This is a genomic window from Actinomadura opuntiae, assembly GCF_030283205.1.
In the GTDB taxonomy this organism is placed as follows: Bacteria; Actinomycetota; Actinomycetes; order Streptosporangiales; family Streptosporangiaceae; genus Spirillospora.
Map to the genome: position 1 here is coordinate 411,295 of NZ_JASNWF010000001.1, position 23,210 is coordinate 434,504.

At 68.0% G+C, this 23,210-nt stretch carries 19 protein-coding genes and 2 CRISPR repeat arrays (1 of these 21 running past the window's edge); of the genes, 8 read left to right on the forward strand and 11 right to left on the reverse strand.

The window, feature by feature from the left end; all coding sequences use genetic code 11:
- Positions 1-243: a CRISPR direct-repeat array (repeat unit 29 nt; unit sequence GTGCTCCCCGCGCACGCGGGGATGGTCCC) (it extends 152 nt beyond the left edge of the window).
- 633 nt (positions 244-876) lie between these two features.
- The 8 genes from QP089_RS02200 to QP089_RS02235 are packed head-to-tail and all read right to left on the reverse strand — an operon-like array spanning position 877 to position 9,213.
- The gene (locus QP089_RS02200; protein WP_285909448.1) at positions 877-1,341 is read right to left on the reverse strand and encodes an NUDIX hydrolase; all 465 of its coding nucleotides are present in this window, start codon (positions 1,339-1,341) and stop codon (positions 877-879) included.
- Positions 1,342-1,390: 49 nt separating this feature from the next.
- The gene (locus tag QP089_RS02205; RefSeq protein ID WP_285909449.1) at positions 1,391-3,016 is read right to left on the reverse strand and encodes a carbamoyltransferase family protein; all 1,626 of its coding nucleotides are present in this window, start codon (positions 3,014-3,016) and stop codon (positions 1,391-1,393) included.
- Entirely contained in the window at positions 3,013-3,915 is a 903-nt protein-coding gene (locus QP089_RS02210; RefSeq protein WP_285909450.1) for an AAA family ATPase, read from the reverse strand. Before QP089_RS02210 ends, QP089_RS02205 begins: the two co-directional genes overlap by 4 nt.
- Positions 3,912-4,940, reverse strand: a complete 1,029-nt coding sequence (locus QP089_RS02215; protein WP_285909451.1) for a Gfo/Idh/MocA family protein — start codon at positions 4,938-4,940, stop codon at positions 3,912-3,914. Before QP089_RS02215 ends, QP089_RS02210 begins: the two co-directional genes overlap by 4 nt.
- A complete protein-coding gene (locus QP089_RS02220) occupies positions 4,937-6,052 on the reverse strand; it encodes a Gfo/Idh/MocA family protein (protein ID WP_285909452.1) in 1,116 nt (371 codons plus the stop codon). Before QP089_RS02220 ends, QP089_RS02215 begins: the two co-directional genes overlap by 4 nt.
- Positions 6,049-6,954: a sugar phosphate isomerase/epimerase family protein gene (locus tag QP089_RS02225; RefSeq protein ID WP_285909453.1), complete on the reverse strand. Its 906-nt coding sequence runs from the start codon at positions 6,952-6,954 to the stop codon at positions 6,049-6,051. The genes QP089_RS02220 and QP089_RS02225 overlap by 4 nt, the downstream gene beginning before the upstream one ends.
- 16 nt (positions 6,955-6,970) lie before the next feature.
- Positions 6,971-8,206 (reverse strand): methionine adenosyltransferase, encoded by a 1,236-nt coding sequence (locus QP089_RS02230; protein ID WP_285909454.1) that lies wholly within the window; start codon positions 8,204-8,206, stop codon positions 6,971-6,973.
- A complete protein-coding gene (locus tag QP089_RS02235; protein WP_285909708.1) occupies positions 8,203-9,213 on the reverse strand; it encodes a glycosyltransferase family 2 protein in 1,011 nt (336 codons plus the stop codon). The genes QP089_RS02230 and QP089_RS02235 overlap by 4 nt, the downstream gene beginning before the upstream one ends.
- A 129-nt stretch (positions 9,214-9,342) precedes the next feature.
- On the opposite strand from QP089_RS02235, the gene QP089_RS02240 reads away from it, so the two are divergent.
- A complete protein-coding gene (locus QP089_RS02240) occupies positions 9,343-10,569 on the forward strand; it encodes a helix-turn-helix domain-containing protein (protein WP_285909456.1) in 1,227 nt (408 codons plus the stop codon).
- Between the two features lie 23 nt (positions 10,570-10,592).
- Positions 10,593-11,072 (forward strand): NUDIX domain-containing protein, encoded by a 480-nt coding sequence (locus tag QP089_RS02245; protein ID WP_285909457.1) that lies wholly within the window; start codon positions 10,593-10,595, stop codon positions 11,070-11,072.
- A 116-nt stretch (positions 11,073-11,188) separates the two neighbouring features.
- On the opposite strand, the gene QP089_RS02250 is transcribed toward QP089_RS02245, so the two are convergent.
- Both QP089_RS02250 and QP089_RS02255 read right to left on the reverse strand, forming a co-directional pair.
- Positions 11,189-11,809, reverse strand: coding sequence for an SUKH-4 family immunity protein (locus tag QP089_RS02250; RefSeq protein ID WP_285909458.1), 621 nt, complete (start codon positions 11,807-11,809; stop codon positions 11,189-11,191).
- Positions 11,810-11,928: 119 nt separating this feature from the next.
- On the reverse strand, positions 11,929-12,651 hold the full coding sequence (locus tag QP089_RS02255; protein WP_285909459.1) for an ATP-binding protein: 723 nt from the start codon (positions 12,649-12,651) through the stop codon (positions 11,929-11,931).
- Between the two features lie 717 nt (positions 12,652-13,368).
- Here QP089_RS02255 and QP089_RS02260 point away from each other — a divergent pair.
- From QP089_RS02260 to cas7e, 6 genes are all read left to right on the forward strand, one after another.
- On the forward strand, positions 13,369-14,268 hold the full coding sequence (locus tag QP089_RS02260; protein ID WP_285909460.1) for a helix-turn-helix domain-containing protein: 900 nt from the start codon (positions 13,369-13,371) through the stop codon (positions 14,266-14,268).
- Positions 14,252-14,461 (forward strand): DUF397 domain-containing protein, encoded by a 210-nt coding sequence (locus tag QP089_RS02265; RefSeq protein ID WP_285909461.1) that lies wholly within the window; start codon positions 14,252-14,254, stop codon positions 14,459-14,461. The genes QP089_RS02260 and QP089_RS02265 overlap by 17 nt, the downstream gene beginning before the upstream one ends.
- 356 nt (positions 14,462-14,817) lie before the next feature.
- A CRISPR array of direct repeats spans positions 14,818-15,699; the repeat unit is 29 nt; unit sequence GGGACCATCCCCGCATGCGCGGGGAGCAG.
- 335 nt (positions 15,700-16,034) lie between these two features.
- Complete coding sequence (gene cas3 / locus QP089_RS02270) at positions 16,035-18,923, forward strand: CRISPR-associated helicase Cas3' (RefSeq protein ID WP_446474000.1); 2,889 nt, start codon at positions 16,035-16,037, stop codon at positions 18,921-18,923.
- A gap of 10 nt (positions 18,924-18,933) precedes the next feature.
- Positions 18,934-20,628, forward strand: coding sequence for a type I-E CRISPR-associated protein Cse1/CasA (gene casA, locus QP089_RS02275; RefSeq protein WP_285909463.1), 1,695 nt, complete (start codon positions 18,934-18,936; stop codon positions 20,626-20,628).
- Positions 20,625-21,311, forward strand: a complete 687-nt coding sequence (casB, locus tag QP089_RS02280) for a type I-E CRISPR-associated protein Cse2/CasB (protein WP_285909464.1) — start codon at positions 20,625-20,627, stop codon at positions 21,309-21,311. The genes casA and casB overlap by 4 nt, the downstream gene beginning before the upstream one ends.
- A complete protein-coding gene (cas7e, locus tag QP089_RS02285) occupies positions 21,308-22,498 on the forward strand; it encodes a type I-E CRISPR-associated protein Cas7/Cse4/CasC (protein WP_285909465.1) in 1,191 nt (396 codons plus the stop codon). The genes casB and cas7e overlap by 4 nt, the downstream gene beginning before the upstream one ends.
- Here cas7e and QP089_RS02290 read toward each other — a convergent pair.
- On the reverse strand, positions 22,481-22,840 hold the full coding sequence (locus QP089_RS02290) for an ExeA family protein (protein WP_285909467.1): 360 nt from the start codon (positions 22,838-22,840) through the stop codon (positions 22,481-22,483). The two genes, cas7e and QP089_RS02290, sit on opposite strands and share 18 nt — an antisense overlap.
- Positions 22,841-23,210 lie beyond the last annotated feature (370 nt).

Genomic DNA, 23,210 nt, shown 5'->3' on the forward strand with positions numbered 1-23,210 from the left:
TCAACGAGATCTCCGGCGAGGCGATCCGGCTGTGCTCCCCGCGCACGCGGGGATGGTCCCGAGTCATCGGGTGAAGTGTTCGCGGCCGCCCCGTGCTCCCCGCGCACGCGGGGATGGTCCGACGTAGTTGACCATCGTGTAGAGGGTGTGGGTGTGCTCCCCGCGCACGCGGGGATGGTCCCACGTCCTCGCCGGCCTCGTTACTCGCGAACCAGTGCTCCCGGCGCACGCGGGGATGGTCCCTGCTGGTGGACGTCCTGCCCGGGCAGGGTGATGTGCTCCCGCGCACGCGGGGACGGTCCTCGAATGTCTCTCTCCGCCGCCGGACCTGTGCGCCCGGCTGGCCGAGCTGCACCGGCGCTTCAACATGGTGCGCGGTGCGGTCGACCTCACGTGTGACGCCGAGGGCAGGGAAGTGTTCCTGGAGAACCACCGGGGAGTGGGGCTGATCTCGGCCGAGATCGGCGTCCCCATCGCGGCCGCCATCGCCGATGAGTTGCCCGGGACCGGCGATGATCGGGACGCTGCGAGCGGCGGGACGCAGCCCGCATGTCTCCAAAACGCCGGTTTGCCATCAGCGCGGAGGCAAACCTGCCAGCTGTGATGCGGAACATCACCTAACCCATCGTCGCCGCCCCGATCGTCCTGTAGGCCCTACTTCGCGCCGGTAGGGCTCGTTCGCCCCAGGTCGAGCAGCAGTCAGGCAAAGAGGGGCCGGGGTTCTTCGGCCCGTCAAGCCGGGTCCCTCGCGCCGGTAGACCCGCAGATTCCGCAGTCCCTGGAGCGCAGAAGCCGTCGGAGGTGATGACAGAACCCGGCTCCAGTAAGGTCACCGCAGCCACCGAGCAGCAAGATCACCGCCTATAGCTGGAGTACCTACGCCGAAAGCGAGACTGGCTCGGTCGGTGTCCCCTCCTTTAGATAACGAAGGATGAGATCGGCAAGGCCGACCGGATACACGGTTTGGTCTGTGTGGGCGAGCTCGTCCAGGCCCCACCACTGCCAGGCGCGGATGTTGTCGGTCTGGGTGGCGTCGGCGGGACGAACCTGTTGTGAGCGGACGCGGGCGATGAAGTACTTCTCGACCTGTTTGACCTGCTCGCCGAAGATCGGATGGGTTGATGTGCGGGTGGCGAGTTGCGGCCCGATTGAAACTTGCTCAAGGCCGAGTTCCTCATAAATTTCCCGGACGGCCGCGGCCGCGTGGGTCTCCCCCGGCTCCAGAGCCCCTCCGGGGACGGCCCAGAAGATGTGGCCCTCGTCGTAGCGCAGAAGGAGCACGCGGTCGTCCTCGTCGAGGACGATCACGCGGGCCGCGTCGCGTGTCCGGGCTTCCGTCATAGGTTCCATGGTTGCAGAGACTCGGTGACCGGCTCCAGCTTGTGGCTGGTCAGCGCAGCTTTTCGACGAGGTAGCCGCCGATGCACAGGGCGTCCAGGTCGGTGTCTTGGAAGGTGGCCAAGGCGTCGGCCGGGGTTTCAACGATGGGTTCGCGGTCGTTGAAAGAGGTGTTCAGCACGACGGGCACCCCGGTGATCGCCGAGAAGTTGTCGATCAGGGACGCGAAGGGCGGATTGGTGTGCGGGTCGACGGTTTGGACGCGTGCGGTGCCGTCGATGTGAACGACTCCGGGGATGAGCTTGGTGTGCTGCGGTTGGACGGTCGGGGCGAGCAACATGAATGGTGATTGGGTGCCGGCGAGGTCGAACCAGTCAGGGCTGTCGGCTTCGAGGATCGCCGGGGCGAACGGGCGGAAGGGCTCGCGGTGCTTGATGCGGTGGTTGAGCGCGTCGCGGGCCTGGGTGCTGCGGGGGTCGGCGAGGATGGAGCGGTGGCCGAGCGCGCGGGGGCCGAGTTCGCTGCCGCCTTGGAACCAGCCGATGAGTTTGCCATCGGCGAGCAGCTGGGCCGCGGTGGCGGCGATGTCGTTGTCGCGCCGCCAGGTGAAGGGCGCGACGGTTCTCTCGACAAGGCCGGAGCGTGGGTCGCGTTTGAGAGCCAGTTCGATCTCGTAGTCGTCGTAGGCGCGTCCGAAGGAGTCGTCGGTTAGAGCGCGGCGTGGGAGTTCGCCGGTGAGGCGGTACAGGCCGTACAGGGCGCAGCCGAGAGCTTGGCCGCGGTCGGACGCCGGCGGCGGGATGAAGAGCCCGGTGACGGAAGGTAGGTGGCGGAGGCGGTTGTTGGCGACGCAGTTCAGGGCGACGCCGCCGGCCAGGCAGAGGTTGCCGACGCCGGTCGCGGCGATCACCTTCTCGGCCAGTTCGGTGAGGATCTGTTCGGTGTGGTGCTGAAGGTAGGCGGCGGCGTTGATGCCGCGCTGGTCGTGTCCCTTGCTGCCCGGTGGGCCGAAGTCGGAGTTCGTGCGGGCGGCCAGGTCGGCGACGCCGGTGGCGTGGGTGGAGGTGAGCTGGCCACAGACCTGGGTGCCATGGAGGTCGAACAGCGGAACCGTGTACGCGTGCGGGTCTCCGTAGGAGGCCAACGCCATTGTCTTTCCGGCTTCTTGGGGTGACCAGCCCAGGTATTCGGTGAAGGCCTCGTAGGTGGGGCCGATCCCGCCTGCCCTGGGGCGTCCGGTGTCGTTGCCACCGAGCCGGGTGATGCCGTCGGAGTCGGCGACGTAGAACGTTTCGGTGTCGGTGTTGTTGCCGCCGCCGTCGGCGACCAGGATCGTCGCGCGCTGGTAGGGGCTGAGACAGAAGGCGGTATAGGCGTGTGACAGGTGATGATCGACGGTGGTGATCCGTTCCATGGGAATGCCGAGGAGGTCGAATCCGGTGTCGGCCGGTATGGCCGGGGTGCGGCCGTAGGAGCTGGCGACGACGAGGTCGACGTCGGCCAGGGCGAGGCCGGCGGCCCGCAGGCAGTACAAAACGGCGTTCAGCCATCCGGGGCTGTAGCGGCGGCGGTTCAGCCGTTCCTCGCCGATGGCCACCATGCGGTCGGGAGTGAGGAGCGCGGCGCCGCCATCGTGGCCGAAGTTGACGCCGAGCACGCAGGGGCGGCTGCTGGTCATGAGGGCGCTCCCATGAGTCGATGGTCGAGGAGGTCTGCGGTGTCGGATTCGAGGACTTGGTAGGGGTCCCACATGCGGGTGCGGTCGTCGAAGCGGAAGAGGCTGGCGAGCTGGAAGATCTGCATCAGGCCTCCGCGGTAGGCGAAGGCAGCGGTGATCGGCTCGCCGAGGGTGGCGGTGCCGCCCAGCGCGGCGTGGTGCTCCCCGAAACGGTCGTCCACAGCCGAGTTAAGTGGGACGGCGGGCGGGGCGGCTGGAACGACAACTCCGTAAGTGCTGAGTTCGCTGGTGACGAGGGAGAGAACAGTTTCCGGAGTGAATGGATCGGTCTGGATGACTAGTGGTGGCTCCGGGCACAGAGCGGGCGCTTTGTCGGTGTAGAAGTCGGCCAGTCGCCGCAGCAGGCCGCGGTCGTACCATTGCCACCAGCGCGGGTGGCGTGGGCTGCCGCCGCGGCGCTCGAGGCTGGTGTCGACACTGACCTGGAGGATCACCGTTCGCAGGTCGGTTTCGGCATAGAGCGGGACGATGTATCGCTGGTAGTAGGCGACTGCCTCGTCATACGGGAAGCCGTCGCTTCTGCGCGCGGCCCAGGTATAGGCGAGGACCCCCAGATGATTGCGGTCGCACACCACAACCTGGGTGGTCGCGAGAGGATCGGTGCTCTGCACCGTGCCGTCGGCTCGGCGTAGAGCGAAGGCACGACGCTTTTCCTGCCGCAGGTACCAGAGCGTTTCGGATGCGCTGGTTGTGCGCGGGCAAGCGGAACGCGCGGTCTTGATGTTGGGCTCTGGGAAGAACAGGCCCCGGTCCGCCAGGGCGGGGACGAGGGCGCCGAGCAGTGTCGTCTTGCCGGCACCAGGCGGCCCTTCGATCGCGAGAATCAACGGTCTTGTCATCGTCCGCTCCCCCCATAGACAGGGGGGATCTTCTTCCAGGCGCCTTGGTCGTTCGCCGATGCGAGCGCGGCGGATGCCAAGGCGAGTGTCCGCAAGTGATCCGCCAAGTCGTGTCCAGGCGCCGTTGCGTCGTCCAACGCCTCGGTGAACGCGGTGTAGGCACCGAGGACGCCGTCGGGTACCCACTCGCCGCTAGGGGCGTGGGTGATAGAGCCGGTCGTGGTGTGCAGGGTCGCGGTGGCGTACGTGGCGGCGGCGTCGCCCTTGTCCCCGTTGACGTACCAGGAGCTCGACCAGCCATGCGGAGTACGTGTCTGGTTGTGCAGGGTGAGCGAGGCGACCAGCGGGCCGTCGAACGCGAGCATGATGCTGTAGGAGAGCGGACTCTGGGCGGTCTGGCCGGGAAGGCGGCTGGCTCGGGCGGAGACGGCGACCGGCTCGGTGCCGGCGATCTGGCGTGCGAGATCGAGGTAGTGCAGTCCGTGGTCGAGGAACAGGTAGCCGGGGTGGCGGGTGTACCAGGTGTCGATGTCCTCGTTGAAGTGGTGGACGTGCGCCAGGTGAGTCAGGTTTCCGAGTTCGCCGGCGCGGATCCAGTTGAGCAGCTGACGTTGGGCCGGCGCCCAGCGCAGGTTGTGGTTGACCGCGATTTCGACTCCTGCGTCGGCGGCCTCGCGGGCGATAGTGTTCCCTTCGTCCAGGGTGTAGGCGATTGGCTTTTGCACCAGGAGCGGTTTGCCGTAGGGCAGAAGCTCTCGGATCAGGTTCACCCGGCCGTCTGGCCGGGTGGCGATGTCGATCAGATCGACGTCCGGGTCGGCGGCCAGCTCTCGCGCGCTGCCGTGCACGCGGAGGTCGGGAAACTCGGTTCTGAACTGCTGGGCCAGGCGCGTGGCCGTGGTCCCGGTCTGGCTGCAGATCGCCGTGACAGGGACACGGCCTTGGATGTAGGCCGGTAGATGCCCGGTGCGGACGATGCGACCGGCTCCGACGATCCCCACGCGCCATGGTTTGGTGTCGTTCATGGTTGCTCCGAGTCCAGGGGCAGGGCCTCTCCGGTGCTCCAGCCGAGGTCGTTCACAGTGGTGAGGCGAGCCAGGCCGTAGGCGAGCCGTTCGACGGCTTCGGCTACAGGAGTCGTGCCCGCAGGAATCGCTCGTCGTTGGCTATGGGCGGTGAGGCGGTCGGCGATGGCCGACCACATCCGCTGCGCGGGGACGACTTCGCCTCGGGCAGACGGCGATCGTTGCTGCGCACCGTGGGCGGTCAAGGTCCCCATACCTGCTGGCCCGTACGGCGGTGGGAACTCGGCGGTGAGGGTCGTGTCCGTGCCGGTGAGCGTGACGTGATCGAGGTGTATGCCTGCAGGAGCCGAACCGACCGTCCACGCGATGGTTGCCTCGTTCGGGGCGCGGACGATGCCATGAACAGTGGCGAGGTCCTTGCTGAGGACGCAGGGGACAGGCCGGGCGTTCGGGACGGTCAGCGCCATGGTGCTCAGGAGGTGGTACCCCTGCCACAGCAAGATCTTTAAGGCGCGTCCGCCGGCTGGGCCGAGCGCTTTCGAAAACTGTGGTTGGGGGTCGGCCTCGAAGGTGTAGGGCGAGACGCCCGGCGGAAGGAAGGGCCGGCGTGCGGCCGTGTCGTGCCCGTCGGCCTTGGCCATCCAGCCACCTCGAAGTTCGTGCTCGGGTAGCTCGCGCCTCAGCTCAGCAACCGCACTGTCGAATGCCCGAACGACGCTGACTTCCAGCAGCACCCCGGCGGCGTCGGCCTGGCGGCGAAGCCGGCGCGTGCTGTCGAGGTCCAGGCTGACCGGCTTCTCGGTGAACGCATGGACGCCGTTGGCGATAGCCGCCTCGATCCAGGGCTCGTGGACACCGGTGAGCACGGCGAGCAGATCGGCGCCCTCGAGCAGATCGGCGGTGTTCGCGGCTACTCGGCCCCCGAACTGGAAGACGGCCTGTTCGGCGCGTTCGATCTCCCGGTCGTAGACGGCCGCGATCTCCACGGCCGGGTGAGCGGTTAGGACGGGCAGGTGAATGCCGTACGCGGCACCGCCGCATCCCACCACCGCGACCCGCCACGGCCGCCCCTTCACCGCGGCGTCCTGACGCTCGTCTGGCGTGAGCTTCATAGCCTGGTTCCCTGCACTTCGGTGACCGCGCTCAGAGCACGCTGAGCGATCACGTGCTGCGGCAGGCGGCGCAGGTCGGGGTTGAACAGCTCGACCGACAACGGCCCGGTATATCCGGCGCCGGTCAGTGCATGGAGGAATTGCGGCCAGGGCAGGGTGCCGTCGCCGGGGAACAGCCGCATCTCGTCGGTCCAGTATTCGGGCGTCACGGTGGCGGGCGTGTCGGCGATCTGGACGTGCGCGATTCTCGATGGCGCGAGGTCGGTCAACTGTGCGGGATCGGGACCGGCCGCCGCCCAGTGGTAGGAGTCCACGCACACTCCCAGGGCTGCCGCCGCAGTGGCGCCGCCGACGGCGTCGAGGAGCTGCACGAGCCCCTGAAGGCTGGGGATGAACGGATTGTGGCCGTCCAAGGATGCCGGGAGGCCGGCCTTGACCCCGACCGGTTCGACGGCGAGCGTCAGCCCGTGCTCCGCGCAGGCGGCACCGAGCATCTCAAGCCGTTCGGAGGCGAGGTCGTGGGCGAAAGAGCCGTCCAGGTCGGTCCGTGGGTTGAGCACGATCGTGGCGACGCGGCAGCCGATCGCGCCGAACGCTTCCAGCCGGGTCTCCAGACCGTCCACCGCGTGCAGGAAGGTAGGCGGGGCGACGAGCAGCGGATGCGGCAACACGGGCCCATCCGGTAGGAGTCCGCATGCGGCCGCGACGCGGATACCGAGTTCGTCGAGCAGGTCGGCAGCCCTGGTCGGCCCGTACGCCACGACCTGCTGGATCGATGCCTCGATCATTGCGATCCCGGTGGCGGCGGCCAGCCGAGCGACCTGCTCGAACGACAGGCCGCTCACGGTAGCCGGGTTCAGGCACGCCGCGAACGTGAGTGGTTTCACATTGTGGGTGAGCATGGTGGTCGGCCTCCGCTCAGGCCGTCGCGAGGTCGCCGGCCAGCAGCCGTCCACGCAGCGAGTCCAGGCCGGCCAGCACTTCGGCGATCACTTTGCGGACGAGTGGTTCGCTCAGCGGCTCCTCGCCGGAGGTCTGCACGACCGTTTGCCACGGGTCGTCGAGATCGCGGCCGGACTGCGACACCAGGGCCACCGCGACCGTTCGGCCGGTTTCGGCGTGCAGGCGTTCGGCGCCCTGTTGGGCGGCGAGGTTGTAGAGCTTGCCGACGTGATAGACGGGGTTCTTGCCCGACACCCCTTCGGCGGACCAGGGCCGAAGCATCGAGATCACTCCGTTGGTCCGGTTGCCGCGACCGACCACGCCCTCGTCCCCCGACTCCAGCGACGAGCCGATCGCCGTCAAGTACAGCTCCTGCCGCTCGTCGTTGTCGCGGGTGTTGACGGCAGCCTGGATCACGCAGTGCGGGGCGGTCTCCCGCGCGATCTCGGCGATCAGTTCGCGCAGCCGCGCGCGCCGTCCGACGTAGACGGAGAGGCCGGGGGTGTATTCGGCGATCTGCGGCACACACGCGGTCACATGAACCTGGTTGCCGTGCCGTACCACCATGATCTTGATGTCGGTCCCCAGCCACAGCCGGGGACCGGCCTGTTGGGATCCGCTCAGCTCCGACTCGACGGCGACCGCGACCTGCTCGGCGATCCCGGAAGGGGCGTAGCCGACGCCGGCGGAGGTGTCGTTGGCGAACAGCCGCGTCCGCTCGGCGAGGTCGTCCAGGCTCCTGGGCGCGAACCAGAACCGCCGCCCTGCCTGCTGGGCGTCGGTCTCGCCCAGCACCGCGCCCGGGCTGGACGCCTGGGTCACTCGGGGTCGCAGCACCAGATCGCGGGTTATGTCCAGACGCGGGAGCGCGTCCGCCAGGTACTCCTGGACCGCCGCCTCAATGATCGCCTCAACCGGAATGGGGACGTCGCCGAGGGCGGCGGTGAAGCGGCCGTTGACCAGGGCGGTGATCGGGGCGGTCAGTTCGCCGTGTCCGAACCTGACGTCCGCAGCGCCGCCGAGCAGCGCGGTCTTGTCGGCGTTGTGGTGCAGGATCGCACCGTACTCGTCCAGGCAGTAGCGGCTGTAGGCGCGCGAGACGGCCTCGGCCACGCCGTCGGCCAGCGTGTCGGGGTGACCGGCGCCTTTGCGTTCGACCACTTCGAGCGCATGGTCAGCGGGCGGCAGGCCAGTGCCGGTGATCACGTTCATGTGCATCCCTCCGGATCGGTGGAGCTGAGTGGGAGCAGCGTCCGGCCGACGAAGACGAGCCGGACGCGTTCGAGGTGATAGGTGAAGATCCGGGCGGCGTCGCGGAGCGCCACCACAAACTGCACGTCGTCCAGGAAGGCCCAGGCAGCCGCAAGCAGCGCCAAGACGTCGACGATGTCGGAGAACCCCGCACGGACAGCGGGCGCTGGGACGCGCACGGTCGTGCGCATGCGGGCGACACAGATCCCGTGGCAGGCGCCCTGAAGAAGGAACCAGCCGGGACGGGTCTGAGCGCGGCCGACAGGATGGTCCACGACTGCCTTCGGCTCGATCATCACGCGAAGGCCCGCCTGGCTAGCTCGGTCGGCGAACTCCAGGTCCTCGCAATCGAGCGGCAGCCGACCGCGACGCCCCAAGTCGGTACGCAAGAGCCCGAGCCGGACGAACGCGCGCCGGTCGATGAGGATGTTCGCGCCGACGATCCAGTACGGCCAGCCGTAGTCGCTCGCTCTCTCGGGCCACTCCAGCGGCCCGTGGCATTCAGCAAGCGGACGGGCCGCAACCCAGCCCATCGTGAGCGCCGTCCCGTCGGGATAGGACGTCACCGCCCGACCGCCAACGACGGCTGCGTCATGCTGACCGGCCGCCGCCACGAGCGCCTGCAGCCAGCCAGTGCGCGGACGTATGTCGGCGTCGGTCAACACCATGTAGCGGCCCCGCGCCGCCCGGATGCCACGGTTCCGCCCCCGGCTCAAGCCCGGCCGCGGTTCGTGGAACACCCGCACAGGGAACGGCCATGAGCCAGCCACTACTGCGCGGACATCGCAGCGGCGTCGCCGGCTGTTGTTCACGACCACCACTTCCAGGCCGGCAGACACCCTTCCGACGAAGCTTTGAAGCGCCAGTGCGGTCAACAGACCGTGCAGCGCATTCGCGTTCCCCCGCACCGAGACAACAACCGACACCAACGGCTTCTCGCCCCGCGCTGGCGGCCACAGGGTGGTCATCGTCACGGTGCCCACCTCCGAACTCGTTCTCTGCGCCGAACCCGTTGCGGCGCGATCGCCAAGAAGTTAGAACCGCTGGAGGGCCACCACCCGGAAAGAAAATCCGGGGTCACTCGGCGGAGATCCGTGATGAGCGATCACTGGCAAGACCTGTCACCCGGGCAGCGGGTGGCCTGGAATCGCGTCCGGCGCGGCATGCCCCAAGAGGTCCTGGCCGGCCTGATCGGACGAACCGAGGACTGGCTCAGCAAGATCGAGAACGACCGCGCACCACTGGACCGACTCTCGGTCATCCGAGCCCTCGCCGACGCCCTGCGCATCTCGGTCTTCGACATCATCGGGCCGCAGCCCAGCACACCGACCCGCGCAGAACCGTCCGCACTCGACGTCGGTCCGGTCCGCTCCGCCCTCACCGACTACCGGCAGCTATCGCCGCTGCTGGCCGCCCTCGACGCGGAGCCGGAAACGCCTCGCATCGACTTCCTCCGCCGGGACGTCGCCGAGGTAATGACCGCCTACCAGCAATCGCGCTACGCACAGATGCTGGCCCGGTTGCCGGAACTGCTCACCCAGACCAACCTCGCCACCCGAGAGGCACAGGCCCAGCACCAGCCCGAAGCGGACCTGCTCGCCGCACTGGCCAACCAATCCGCAGCGATGATCCTCACCAAACTCGGCGAGACCGACCTCGCCTGGATCGCCGCCCAACGCGGACTCACCATGGCTGAACGCACCGGCGACCCCATCGTCATCGGATCCCTGTTCCGCTCGGTCATCCACGCCCTGCAATCCCAAGGCCGCCTCGACGAAGCCACCGCCATGGCCCAGACCGCATCCGAATACCTTGAACGCCAGAACGCGCACCGCTCACCCACACTGCTGTCAATCCACGGCACCCTGCTTCTCCCCGGCGCCGTCGCCGCCGCCCGAGCCAGCAACCGCACCGTCGCCAACGACTACCTCGCGCGCGCCGAACAGATAGCCGAGGAACTCGGTGCCGACGCCAACCACCTGTGGACCGCCTTCGGCCCCACCAACGTACGCATCCACCGCGTCACCACCGCCATGGCCCTCGGCGACGTCCCCACCGCACTCGACCTCATCCCCGGCATCGACACCGCCCACCTGCCAGCCGAACGAGCCGCCCGCCACAGCCTCGAAGTCGTCAACGCCTACCGCGCCCGCAACAAGATCGACGAAGCCATCGGCGAACTCCTCACCGCCGAACGCCGCGCCGCCGAACAGGTCCACGCCCACGTCATGAGCCGCCAGCTCGTCCACCAACTCCGCGACACCACCACCGGCCGACGCAGCCGCCTCCTGGCCGATCTCGCCCGCCGCATGAACATCATCTAGCCCTATCTCCTACCCTCACTGCTGTGACCGATGACCCGGCAGCGAGCTTCACCCGCGCCCGCGCGGCGGCAGGTGTCCTGTTCTTCGACGACCACGACCGCATCATGCTGGTCGACCCCTCCTACAAGGACTACCGCGACATCCCCGGCGGCTACGTCGAACACGGCGAAACCCCTCGCCAGGCCGCAGCACGCGAGGTCGCCGAAGAACTCGGCATCCGCCCACCGATCGGCCGGCTTCTGGTCGCCGACTGGGCCCCTAACGACACCGAAGGCGACAAGATCCTCTTCCTGTTCGACGGCGGCACCCTCACACCCGACCAACTCAACGCCATCCGCCTCGACCCCGACGAACTAGTCGGCTACCAATTCCACGACATCACCCAGATCCACGACCTGACCATCCCCCGCCTGGCCCGCCGCCTCGTCCACGCCCACGCCGCCCACCACGACGCCACCGCCCGCTACCTCGAACACGGCCAAGTGCTCTCAACTGGGCATTGACATCAAACCGACTCCAGCAACGACCTGTACATCGGCATAGAAGACGAGGTCCGATACAGATCTAAGCTCACTGCACTGAGGGAGAGCTTCGATGACGTCGAATGTCGGCTCGGCAGCTAAGAGAGGTCATCGAAAGTCATGGGTTGCCCGCACTGGTAGCGGCGGTACTGCCGTTCCAGGAGCGGAAGAGCGAGCAGAGGCCAGCGGGTGACAGCACCCGTCGCCTTGTCGATGACAAGCGCGGTCGGGGTCTCGATCGTCGGAATGGTGGCGGGTTCTGGGATCGCCACCTGAATGGGGAGGGCCAGGAAGCCATCCTCGAATTCTTGAATATGGATGAAGACGGGCTCTTCGACACGGGCGGACAGGTGACGACGGGCGCGACGCCAGGCTTCCGCCGCGTCAATGGAGATTGTCTGTGCCGCTCGCGTTTCGCCGAGAACGGCTTCGAGCTGACGGATGGTGCCGCATGGATGGTTCCAGCGTTCCTCGTTCTTTCGGCGAGGGTGCGAGTCGGCAGGGTGCCGATGGACTTCCAGTACCGCGGTGAGAGCCTCGCAGAGCACGAGAACCAGGTCAGGCGCGCGGCAAAGAAATTCGAGGCTGTGGTAATCGAGCTGGTTCGCCACTTTCTTGAGGTTGCGGCCGATGCTCCGGCGGTCGGCCCTTCGGGCGGCGTTGGCCATCGTGTCGACGGCTTGTGACAAGCGAGCGTGGCGGTCGGGGGCGCTGTGCATGGGCGGCGGTCCTCATATAGGTAGGCGCGGGCCGGGGACGTGGCGCACGGGAGAGGACGCCACGTCCCCGGGGCTTGGCAGGCCGGGCATGAATGTCTGATAGCCCGGCGGCTTTCACGTCAGCGATGGCCTTCGAGGTGGCTGACGATGCACTCGGCGGTTTCTTGGAGGTCAATCAGGGGCTGACGGAGGTAGTTCGTGCCAGCCCGCCATGAGAAGGCTTTCGGCTCGACCCAGATATTCAGGTCACCGGTGGCGAGGATCGATATTCCTGCCTCATCGGTGCGACGAACGACCCCGACGCCGCGAGCGCGCAGTACCTCCGAGAGGCCGCGTGCCGCCGTCGCCGGCGGAACGATCTGGTCGGCCTTCGGCCATGGCGTTGGGAGCGCGACCGCGAACCAGACGCGCTTGCCTGTGCAGGATGATCTGAAGCGTGCCCTGGTCCAGTGGGCACCGGTGTGAGAGGCGAGCGCGGCGACGATGGCCAGGCCCTTGCCGTGGTCGTCGAGAAGGTCAGTATCGGTACTGACCGGCCACACCTCGCGGTGCGCGTCGAAGACCGAGACGACCAATTCGGGAGCCGGACGAGTGCGTGCCCATACCCACAACTCCGGAAAGGCCATGCCATTGGACCAGGGCGACGGCGCGTGGTTGAGGGCATTGGTCGCGAGCTCGGAAACCGCGAGTTTGGCATCCTCGATCAGTCCGGGCGGCAGGTGCAGCTCGCGCATCGTCGCGGCCAGCAACGAGCGGGAGCGGGAGGCGCAGGTCGGGTCAGCAGGAAGCTGGAACGCGCAGGCTCCGCCGATGGGGATGTCAGCGGGCCTACCGCTCAGCATCGTCCGCTCCCGTCCCGCGTTGGGGAGGTGGCACGGTGCCGCTTCCGCCACATCGGGCGACGTCGGACGGAGTACTGCGCGCATGCGTCCGCGCGCATCCGTGGAGCGTCCGGGCGGCTGACGGGGCGCATGCAGGCTCGCGACGCACTCCCATAGGGGTGAATCTGCGGCGTGCGGGGGCCGAGGTACTCGAGCCGCCGGCTCAGTTCTCCGGGGGTTTCCGCCTCGAGCAGGCGTTGCCGACCGTCAAGGCCACGGGCGAGAGCCCAGTACCGCCCGGTGTACTCACCGAACCATGCCACCACACCGGGGAAGCGGTGCCCAAGGTCGACAATCGCCTGGTCAGGGTCCACCTCGGAAATAGCCCACGGGTCCTGCGCCGTCGTCATGGCGGCGAGAGGCCCACTGGGACGGTCGGCTACGGCGTGCATTGTGGCGGATGACGTCGCCATGGACGGGGGCGCGTTCGTACGATCATGCATGGGTCGGACCTCCTGCGTCCGATCAAGGTCTCGGGCCGGTGGTGCCACACCGGCCCGGGACCGCCTCAACCTCTCCGGTCAGCTTGACTCCGGGAGCCGGACGGTTCTCTTGGCGCGGCGGCGATCCTCCATCGTGCACGCCGTGTGAAGCGTCCGTCACACATCATCACCCGAACGACGGCTGCTGTCTATGCACTTGTTCAGATTCCTTTGAACTGTTCGAAGGGCAAGGAACTTGATCGCATTGCGTGCAACACTGGGCGATGTGACGAACGCACAGAGTCCAACCGTCAGGCACCGACGGCTCGCTCGCCAGCTCCGCCAGACGCGCGAGAACTCAGGCCTGTCGATGGAACGCGCTGCCGCCGCGCTGAGCTGGAGCCGTCCGAAGCTTGTCCGTTTCGAAACGGCGAAGACACGCCCCAAGCCCGCTGACGTGGAGGCGATGCTCGACCTGTACGGCGGCAGCGAAGCCCAGAAGCTCGCTCTGATGCAGCTTGCGCGGGACATCCGCAGGCGGGGCTGGTGGTCGGCGTTCAACGACGTCCTCGCGGGATCCTTCGCCGAACTGGAGGACGATGCCACCTCGATCCGCAGCTGGCAGGTCCAATTCATCCCCGGCCTGCTCCAGACCAGCGATTACGCCCTTGCCCTCATCCGCATCCTCTCCCCCGACGACCCCGAGGACGTGCTGCTCCGCCGGCTCCAGGCCCGCATGGCGCGCCGCGCGATCCTTGAGCGACAGGACGCTCCGTCCTATGACGTCGTCTTGGACGAAGCAGTCCTCCGACGCCCCGTCGGCGGCGCCCATGTCATGGCACGGCAGCTGGACGCCCTGATCGAAGCTGCGAACAGGCCGAACATCAGCGTGCGCATCATGCCCGTCTCCATCGGAGAACACGCCGGGATGGACGGCCCCTTCGTCGTCCTCAGCTTCGCGGACGGTGAGGACCAGGACGTCGCCTACCTCGAAGGCATGGGTGGCGAGATCTACCTCGAAGATGTCGGCCAGGTGAACCGCTGTAATGTGAGGTTTGACCGCATTTGCGATCAGGCACTCTCCGAGGGCGACTCGGCGACGCTGATCGCCGACATCGCCAAGGAGTATCGGCAATCCGATGAGTCTCCACGCTGACCTTTCGAAGGCCCGCTGGCGCAAGGCAAGCCAGAGCAGCGCAAGCGGCAGCGACTGCATCGAGGTCGCCAGTCTCCCCGGCCTGATCGCCGTCCGCGACTCCAAGAACCCCGACGGCCCGAAGCTCCTCCTCACCCGCAGCGCCTTCCGAACCCTTGCCGCCCAGGCCTCAGCACGACCACTAGGACACTAGGCCAACGGAAAACCTGCTCAGCTTCCGAACCCACGGCCATTCCAGTTCGACGTCGCGAGAACCACGCGCGTCAGAGCTTCCGGGTACGGCCGTCGGCTATTTCGGCAGCGGTGGCTACGCCATCGCTGTGCCCGGCCGATGCCCCAAGGGGTGGGCACCCGACTGACCGCGTCTCCCCCCCACCAAGGGTCGGCGCCGCGCGCGAGCAGGCCTGGACGACAGGTTGCTCGCCGCGCCAAAGAGACCTCCCGCGTGCGAGGAGCAGCTGGCCGCCACCCCGATACTGCCCATTCCGCAAGACCATCCCCGCATGCGCGGGTGCAGCCCGCCGAGGGCATGCCGATCGGGCCTGAGCTGGGACCATCCCCGCATGCGCGGTGAGCAGACTCGCACGGCAGCCGGCCGGTGGGATTCGTGGAACCATCCCCGAGTGCGCGGGGAGCAGATCCTCCGCGCCGACACCACCGGCCCGGTGGAGGGACCATCCCCGCGTGCGCGGGGAGCAGGGAGTGGCAGTCGACCCGGAGCCCGCCGTGCAGGGACCATCCCCGCGTGGGCGAGGAGCAGGTGGCCGTGGCCGTGAACCCCGTGGAGGTGCAGGGACCATCCCCGCATGCGCGGGGAGCAGAGGGGGCGGGGTCCAGCTCCCAGACCGTCCGCAGGACCATCCCCGCATGCGCGGGGAGCAGCCCCGCCAGGTCTGGCCGCGCCATGAGCACCTGGGACCATCCCCGCATGCGCGGGGAGCAGGCCGCCGGAGCGGACGCGCGGCGGGTACAGCGGGGACCATCCCCGCATGCGCGGGGAGCAGCACGAACGCATGGCGTTGGCGGTGGCGACCATGGGACCATCCCCGCATGCGCGGGGAGCAGGAAGTGCCGTTCGCGGTCGCGCAGGGATTCGTGGGACCATCCCCGCATGCGCGGGGAGCAGGTGGGGCAGGGCCAAGCGGGCGCGGCGGCCGGGGGACCATCCCCGCATGCGCGGGGAGCAGAGCTCGACGCGGATCGCGTCCCCGGTGATCTCGGGACCATCCCCGCATGCGCGGGGAGCAGATGCCCGACACCTTCCAGTGCTCCCGCGACCGGGGACCATCCCCGCATGCGCGGGGAGCAGCCCCCGGTCGGGGCCGGGGGCTGGACGGAGCGGGGACCATCCCCGCATGCGCGGGGAGCAGGGGCCGGGCCCGGACGGTCAACGCACCCAGGAGGGACCATCCCCGCATGCGCGGGGAGCAGACTGCCCGACCTGGGGTTTTAGCTCAAGGTACGGCCGTTTCTGAGCACTTGTTGAGAATCGGACATTTGAGACTCGTCGGCATCCTAAGCGTTGGAGTGCTTCCAGGTTGCCGGGCCCGTAAGTGTTGAGCAAGGCATACATGGAGCGCGCGGACGCCCGCACTCGACGTGGCCCTTTGTGGCCGCACTGTTGGCTTGCGCAAGTTCGGGCGGCCAGTCCTGCCTGGTCATTGACGAGCTAGCGCTGATCGTCAATTGCCAGCGACCCGACCGTGGCTCGTTGTTACTTGCCGGTTTTGCCGAGTTTGTCGGCGATCTGGTGTTAGATCCTTGCTGTGCTCTTCGGAAGATCGGACGGTGCATGGCTCCGTGAGCAGGTATCAGAGGCGGCCAGGTCGATTTGGGCTAAGCATGATCGCAGAACAGACGGCTGGCTGCCCTTGTGGTGCCATCTCGCGGATAGTGGTGCCGTCGCCGGTTTGTTGTGGGATTTCTGGGCGCCTTATCAGTGCCGCATGGTAGTGGCCGATCAGCTTCCTGGCAGTGTTAAAGATGCTCGTCGGCTGGCGGTGTGGTTGGCGACGACTCATGACATTGGTAAGGCGACGCCCGCGTTCGCTTGCCAGGTGGAGTCACTGGCTGACCGGATGCGCGGGGCGGGGCTGGACATGCCCACGCTCAAGCGGCTGAACGATCGACGGGTCGCGCCGCATGGGCTGGCTGGGCAGGTGCTCCTGCAGGAGTGGTTGATCGGGCGTGGCTGGTCTCGGTCAGCGACGCTGCCGTTCACGATCGTTGCCGGTGGGCATCATGGGGTGCCGCCAACGTTTAGTGGTATTCGCGACCTGAATGTGCATCCTGATCTGTTGTGGACGCCGGGCTGTGAGTCGGTTTGGCGGAGCGTTCAGAAGGAGATTCTGGACGCTTGCGCGGAGATGTGCGGTGTCGATGACCGGCTGTCTGAGTGGCGGCAGGTGAAGCTCTCGCAGTCGGCGCAGGTGGCGTTGACCGGGTTGGTCATTGTCGCTGATTGGATCGCCAGTAACTCCGACCTGTTTCCGTACTTTTTCGACGGCGGATCTCCGAGCGACGAGGAGCGCGTCAAGGCGGCGTGGCAGGGGCTTGCCCTTCCGGCGCCATGGCGACCGGTAGAGCCGGTTATGGCTGCGGATGAGTTGTTCTCGTCGCGCTTTACTCTGCCGGCAGGGGCCAGCGTTCGTCCTGTCCAGGCGCGGAGTGTGGAACTGGCGCGGCGGATGTCCAAGCCGGGACTGATGGTGATTGAGGCCCCGATGGGTGAGGGGAAGACGGAGGCGGCGCTGGCTGTCGCCGAGGTGTTCGCGGCGCGTTCGGGGGCGGGCGGGGTGTTCGTGGCGTTGCCGACGATGGCCACGGGCAATGCGATGTTCCCTCGGTTGTTGCGGTGGCTGCGGCGGGTCCCGGACGCGGAGGGGGCGGGGCCGCGGTCGGTGACGCTGGCGCACTCGAAGGCGGCGCTGAACGACGACTTCGGTGAGTTGGTGCGGGCGGGACGGCGGGTCGTCGGGGTCGAGCTCGATGGCGAGGACGACGAGTGGCGGGCACGGGACGATCGGCTCGCGCAGTCGGCTGAGCTGGTGGCGCATCAGTGGCTGCATGGCCGCAAGAAGGCGATGCTGTCGTCGTTCGTGGTCGGGACGGTCGACCAGCTGTTGTTCATGGGGTTGAAGAGCAGGCATCTGGCGCTACGGCATCTGGCGCTGGCGGGCAAGGTCGTGATCATCGACGAGGCTCACGCGTACGACACCTACATGAACTCCTATCTGGACCGGGTGCTGTCCTGGCTGGGCGCTTACGCGGTTCCTGTGGTGGTGCTGTCGGCGACGTTGCCGGCGGGGCGGCGTTGTGCGCTGGCCGAGGCGTACGCCGGGCAGGGCGGCCACGGCATGGCGGACGTGCAGACGGCCGGGGGTTATCCGCTGCTGACCGCGATCGAACGCGGGGCCGTGCCGTTGGTCGAGACGGTGGCACCGTCGGGGCGACGTACCGATGTGCATGTGGAGCGTCTGGGCGACGATCTCTCCGAACTGGCCGACCGGTTGGAACACGACCTCGCGGACGGCGGTTGCGCGTTGGTCGTCCGCAACACGGTGGGGCGGGTGCTGGAGACCGCGCAGTTCCTGCGGAGCCGGTTCGGGGTGGACGAGGTCACTGTGGCCCACGCCCGTTTCGTCGACTTGGACCGAGCTCGGAAAGACGCCGACCTATTGAGGCGGTTCGGGCCGCCGGAGGACAGCGCAGGCGAGCGTCCGGTGAAGCACATCGTGGTGGCGAGCCAGGTCGCAGAACAATCGTTGGACATCGATTTCGATCTCCTCGTCACGGATCTGTGCCCGATCGACCTGCTGTTGCAGCGGATCGGGCGGCTGCATCGGCACGTACGCGGTGAGCGACCGGCAGGTGTGCGCGTCCCCCGGTGTCTGGTCACGGGCGCGGATTGGGATGCGGTGCCTGCCGAGCCGGTCAAGGCGTCGCAGCGTGTCTATCGGTTGCATGCGTTGCTGCGGTCTGCCGCAGTGCTGGAGCCGTACTTGGCCGGCACGGCCCCGACGGGAAACGTGGTCCGCTTGCCGGAGGACATCAGTCCGCTGGTGCAGAGCGCGTACGGGACGAGCCCGGCGGGGCCGCCTGCTTGGCAGGACGCGATGGAGCAGGCATACGAGGCGCATCTGCTGCACCAGGAGAAGCAACGTGGCAAGGCCCAGGATTTCCAGATCAACGATGTGGGCAAGCCCGGCCGCGCGTTGATCGGGTGGGTCGATGCGGGTGTGGGCGACGCCGACGACACCAGAGCGGGCCGCGCCCAGGTGCGCGACAGCCGCGAGTCGCTGGAGGTGCTGGTCGTCCAACGGTTGGCCGACGGCATCGTCCGGACGTTGCCCTGGTTGGAGGACGGGCAAGGCGGCCGGGAAGTACCGACCGAGGCGCCTCCGCCGTGGGAGGTGGCGCAGACCGTGGCGGCGTGCGGGCTGAGGCTGCCGTTCCAGTTCTCGATTCCGGAGGTCCTCGACCGCGCCATCGATGAGTTGGAGGCCGAGTGCGTGCCCGCGTGGCAGTCAAAAGAGAGCCACTGGCTGGCCGGGGAGCTGATCTTGATGCTTGACGAGAACTGTCAGACCCGGTTGGCAGGCTTCGATCTGCGCTACACCGAAGCCGACGGCCTTGAGGTGACCCGTGTCCAGTGATGTTCCGGCGATGTCCTTCGACCTGACCCGCGAGCCATGGCTGCTGGTGCTGCGAGATGACGGCACCGAGGGCGAGGTGTCGCTGCTGGATCTGTTCGCTCAGGCCGACACGGTACGGCGGCTGGTCGGTGATGTCCCCACCCAGGAGTTCGCACTGCTGCGCCTCGTGCTGGCGGTGCTGCACGACACGATCGACGGGCCTGCCGATCTCGACGCGTGGCAGCAGTTGTGGGAGGAAGGGCTCCCCGTCGACGGGCCAGGCGGGATCGCCGCCTACCTCGACCGGCATCGGGGGCGGTTCGACCTGCTGCATCCGCAGGCGCCGTTCTTCCAGACGGCCGGGCTTCGCACCGCCAAGGACGAGGTCTTCGCCCTGGATCGGCTGGTAGCCGATGTCCCTAACGGGAGCCAGTTCTTCACCATGCGTGCCCGAGGGGCACAGCGCCTGTCGTTCGCCGAAGCCGCCAGGTGGGTCGTGCACGCGCACGCCTACGACACGTCCGGCATCAAGACCGGAGCGGTGGGCGACACCAGGGCCAAGAAGGGCAAGGTGTATCCGCTCGGTGTCGGCTGGGCCGGGAATCTGGGCGGTGTCTTCGTCGAAGGCGCGAACCTGGGCGAGACGCTGCTGCTCAACCTGGTCGCCTTCGACACCGACAATCTGCGGATCGACGCCGCTGAGGACCGTCCCGCGTGGCGGCGCGAGCCGTCAGGCCCCGCAGAGACCGGCGCGCTGGAGTTGAGCAGGCGCCCGGCGGGCGTGCGGGACCTGTACACCTGGCAGTCCAGGCGGGTCCGGCTGGCGTACGACCGGGACGGCGTCCACGGTGTGGTGCTGGCCTATGGCGACCCGCTGAGCCCTCGGAATCTGCATCAGCGCGAGCCGATGACCGGCTGGCGGCGCAGCCCCGTCCAGGAGAAGAAGCTGGACCTGGCGCAGGTGTACCTGCCGCGCGAGCACGATTCGAGCAGGAGTGCGTGGCGGGGGCTCGGAGCGCTGGTCGCAGGACGTGCCCCCGGCTACGAGCAGCGCAACGAGGCTGCCTCCGTCGTGCGGCCGCGAATACTGGACTGGGTCGCCCGCCTCACGGTCGAGGGCGACTTCGAGCCGAACTACCTCGTCCGGGCGCGGCTGGTGGCGGCCGAGTACGGCACGCAGCAGTCGGTGATCGACGAGATGGTGGACGACTCGATCGCGATGCCGGTGGTCTTGCTGCACGAGCGCGACACCCGGCTCGGCCAAGCAGCCATCGACGCCGTCGCCGATGCCGACACCGGAGTCGGCGTGCTGGGCGATCTGGCCGCCGACCTCGCCCGCGCGATCGGCGCCGATCCCGAGCCGGCCCGTGCCCGCGCCACGCATCAGGGCTACGGCCTGCTGGATGGCCCCTTCCGCGAATGGCTCGCCGCGCTGGACCCGCGAAAGACACCCCAGGAGCAGCGGGCGGCCTGGCAGGACGAGGCGAGGAAGCTCCTGGCCCGTCTCGGTGATCAAGAGGTGGCCGACGCGGGCGAGGGCGCATGGGAAGGCCGCGTCATCCAGACCGGCAAGGGACAGGAGTTGTGGCTGAGCGCACCGCGCGCCGATGCGACCTTCCGCTACCGGCTCCGCAATGCGCTGCCCGGGCCGGCCCCCGCCCCTGAAGGCGAGTCCGACGAGCTGACGGGGCGGGCCCCCGTCGAATCCTTGGAGGCAAGCAGATGACCGCCACCCTTCCGGACGGACGTCTCCAGGTATCCGATCTGGTGCACCAAGTCGTCGGAGAGTTCGTCTCTGAGCTGCAGGAGGGCTACCTACGCGACACCAGCGCGGCCGTGGGCCGTCTCGCGCAACTACGGCGCGGAGCAGGCAAGCTCCCGAAGGAAGTTCCGGAGCTGTGGGGGCTGACGGGAGCCGAGCGGCTCTATCAGGAGCAGTCGCTCAGCGATGTGCAGGCGACCCGAGCCGAGGCCGCGGCCTTTCTGGCCGTGACGTTGTTCGCGCTGCACCAGCAGTCGCGCCCCAACCAGAGAATGCACGCCTCCGGTGTCGAGCTCGGCGCGGCCGTGCGTCGGCTGATGCCGCGGGGTGAGATCGACGAGCCGATCCGGCGGCGGTTCGTCCGCGTGGGAACGGCAGGGAGCCTGGAGGCGCTGGCCTACCGGCTCCGGGAGATCGTCTCGCTGCTGCGCCGGGAGTCGATCCCGCTGGACTATGCGCTGCTGGCTCGACAGCTCTACCAGGCCCATACCCCGGAGGGTCTCGAAAGGATCCGCCAGCAGTGGGGCCGCAGCTTCCACACCTACCGCCCGCCCCGCGGCAACGGCGACCAAGCTCAGCCGGCACAGGCGGACCAGTCCGGGCGGACACCGCAGGACGAGGCCACGACCGACAAGGACGTCACATGACTCGTACCATCATCGACCTGCACGTGCTGCAGAGCGTCCCGCCGAGCAACCTCAACCGGGACGACACCGGCACGCCCAAGACCGCGGTCTACGGCGGAGTTCGGCGTGCACGGGTGTCCAGCCAGGCGTGGAAACGCGCCACCCGCAAGAGCTTCCACGACCTCCTCGACCCCAGCGAGCTGGGCGTGCGCACCAAGCGCGTCGCAGAACTGCTCTCCGACCGCATCCGCGGGCTGGACGCCTCCATCGACGAGCCAACCGCGTGGAACCTCGCCGCCGAGACCGTGCAGAACGCGACCGGCTCCAAGATCGAGGTGCCCAAGCGCCGCGGCGGCGCCAAGGACGACGACGCGCCGGCCGCAGCGCCGGAGGCCAAGTACCTGATGTTCCTCAGCGCACGCCAGCTCGACGGGCTCGCCGAACTCGCCGTCGACGGACGCGACGACATCACGACCTTCTTCAAGGACAAGGACAACAAGGCGCGCGCCAAGCAGATCGCCAACGCCCGCCACTCGGTCGACATCGCCCTGTTCGGGCGGATGGTCGCCGACGGCGCCGACATCAACGTCGACGCCGCCGCTCAGGTCGCGCACGCCCTCAGCGTCCACCAGGTCGAGAACGAGTCGGACTACTACACCGCAGTCGACGACCACAAGGAACGCGAGGACGACGACCTGGGCGCGGGCATGATCGGGACCGTGGAGTTCAACTCCGCCACCCTCTACCGCTACGCCGCCCTCGACGTCGACCAGCTTCGCGGCAACCTCGGCAAGGGCCTGCGCGACGACGAGCCGGTGACCGAGCCGGTCCGCCGGGCCGTGGAGGCGTTCGTGCAGGGCTTCATCACCTCGATGCCCACCGGGAAGGTCAACACCTTCGGCAACCACACCGTCCCGGACGCGGTCGTGGTGAAGATCCGGTCGGCCCGGCCGATCAGCTTCGCGGGCGCGTTCGAGGAGCCCTGCAAGGCGGACGCGGGCAGCGGGTACCTGCAGCAGGCCGCAGCGCGGCTGGCCGACTATGTCCCGGAGATCGAGCAGGCTTACGGGTGTGCGCGGTCACTCAAGATGTTCACGAAGGTGACACGGTCGTTGAGCACGATCGGATGTGGAACGACCCCGCCGGAGCGTCCTGACGGGGTCGTGGTGTGCAGGGTGGCGCGGTGGTGTTCAGTCTGTCGCGGCTGATTCGTTGACGGCGGTGCGGGCGGCGGATTCGTCGACGATGGTCTTGCCGGCGGCGTAGGTGGCCATGAGGGCGAGGCGCCCGAGGTTGTTGACCGAGCGGGGGTAACCGCGCGCGGTCTCGTGGACCAGCGCGACCGCGTCGTCGGAGAACAGGGGATCGGAGCGGCCGGCGAGGGTCATGTGGTGGCGGATGTAGTCGGCGGTCTCTTCGGTGGTCATGCCGGTCATGTGGAAGCGGACGGAGATGCGCTGGTCCAGGGCGGCCAGGACGCCGAGCTTGATCTTGCGTTTGAGGGTCGGCTGGCCGATCAGCAGCGTGGCGAACGGGCTGGTGGAGTCCATGTCGAAGTTGGTGAGTTATCCCGGCGCCGGGATAACTCACCTTATGCCGGGCCCGCGATTATGCCGGTGACCTGCATGGACTGCCCGGTTTTGCAACCGGTTCACGGCGAACTGTATCGGCATAATTTTCGGGCGGTTCCCGTGAGTGACTTAACGAGTGCGGCGAGCGACTCTTGTGACAGCGGCGCCCGAAGGGGGCGCGCGGGAGAGGAGTCGCTGTGGTTGCTCATGGTCCTTCTCGAGTCAGGGTTTCCGGGCCGTTGGCCGCGCATGCGGACGGGTTTCAGGCGGCGCTGGCCGCCCAGGGGTACTCGCCGTGGTCCCAGATGTTCTACCTGCACCTACTCGCGGACGTCAGCAGGTGGCTTGA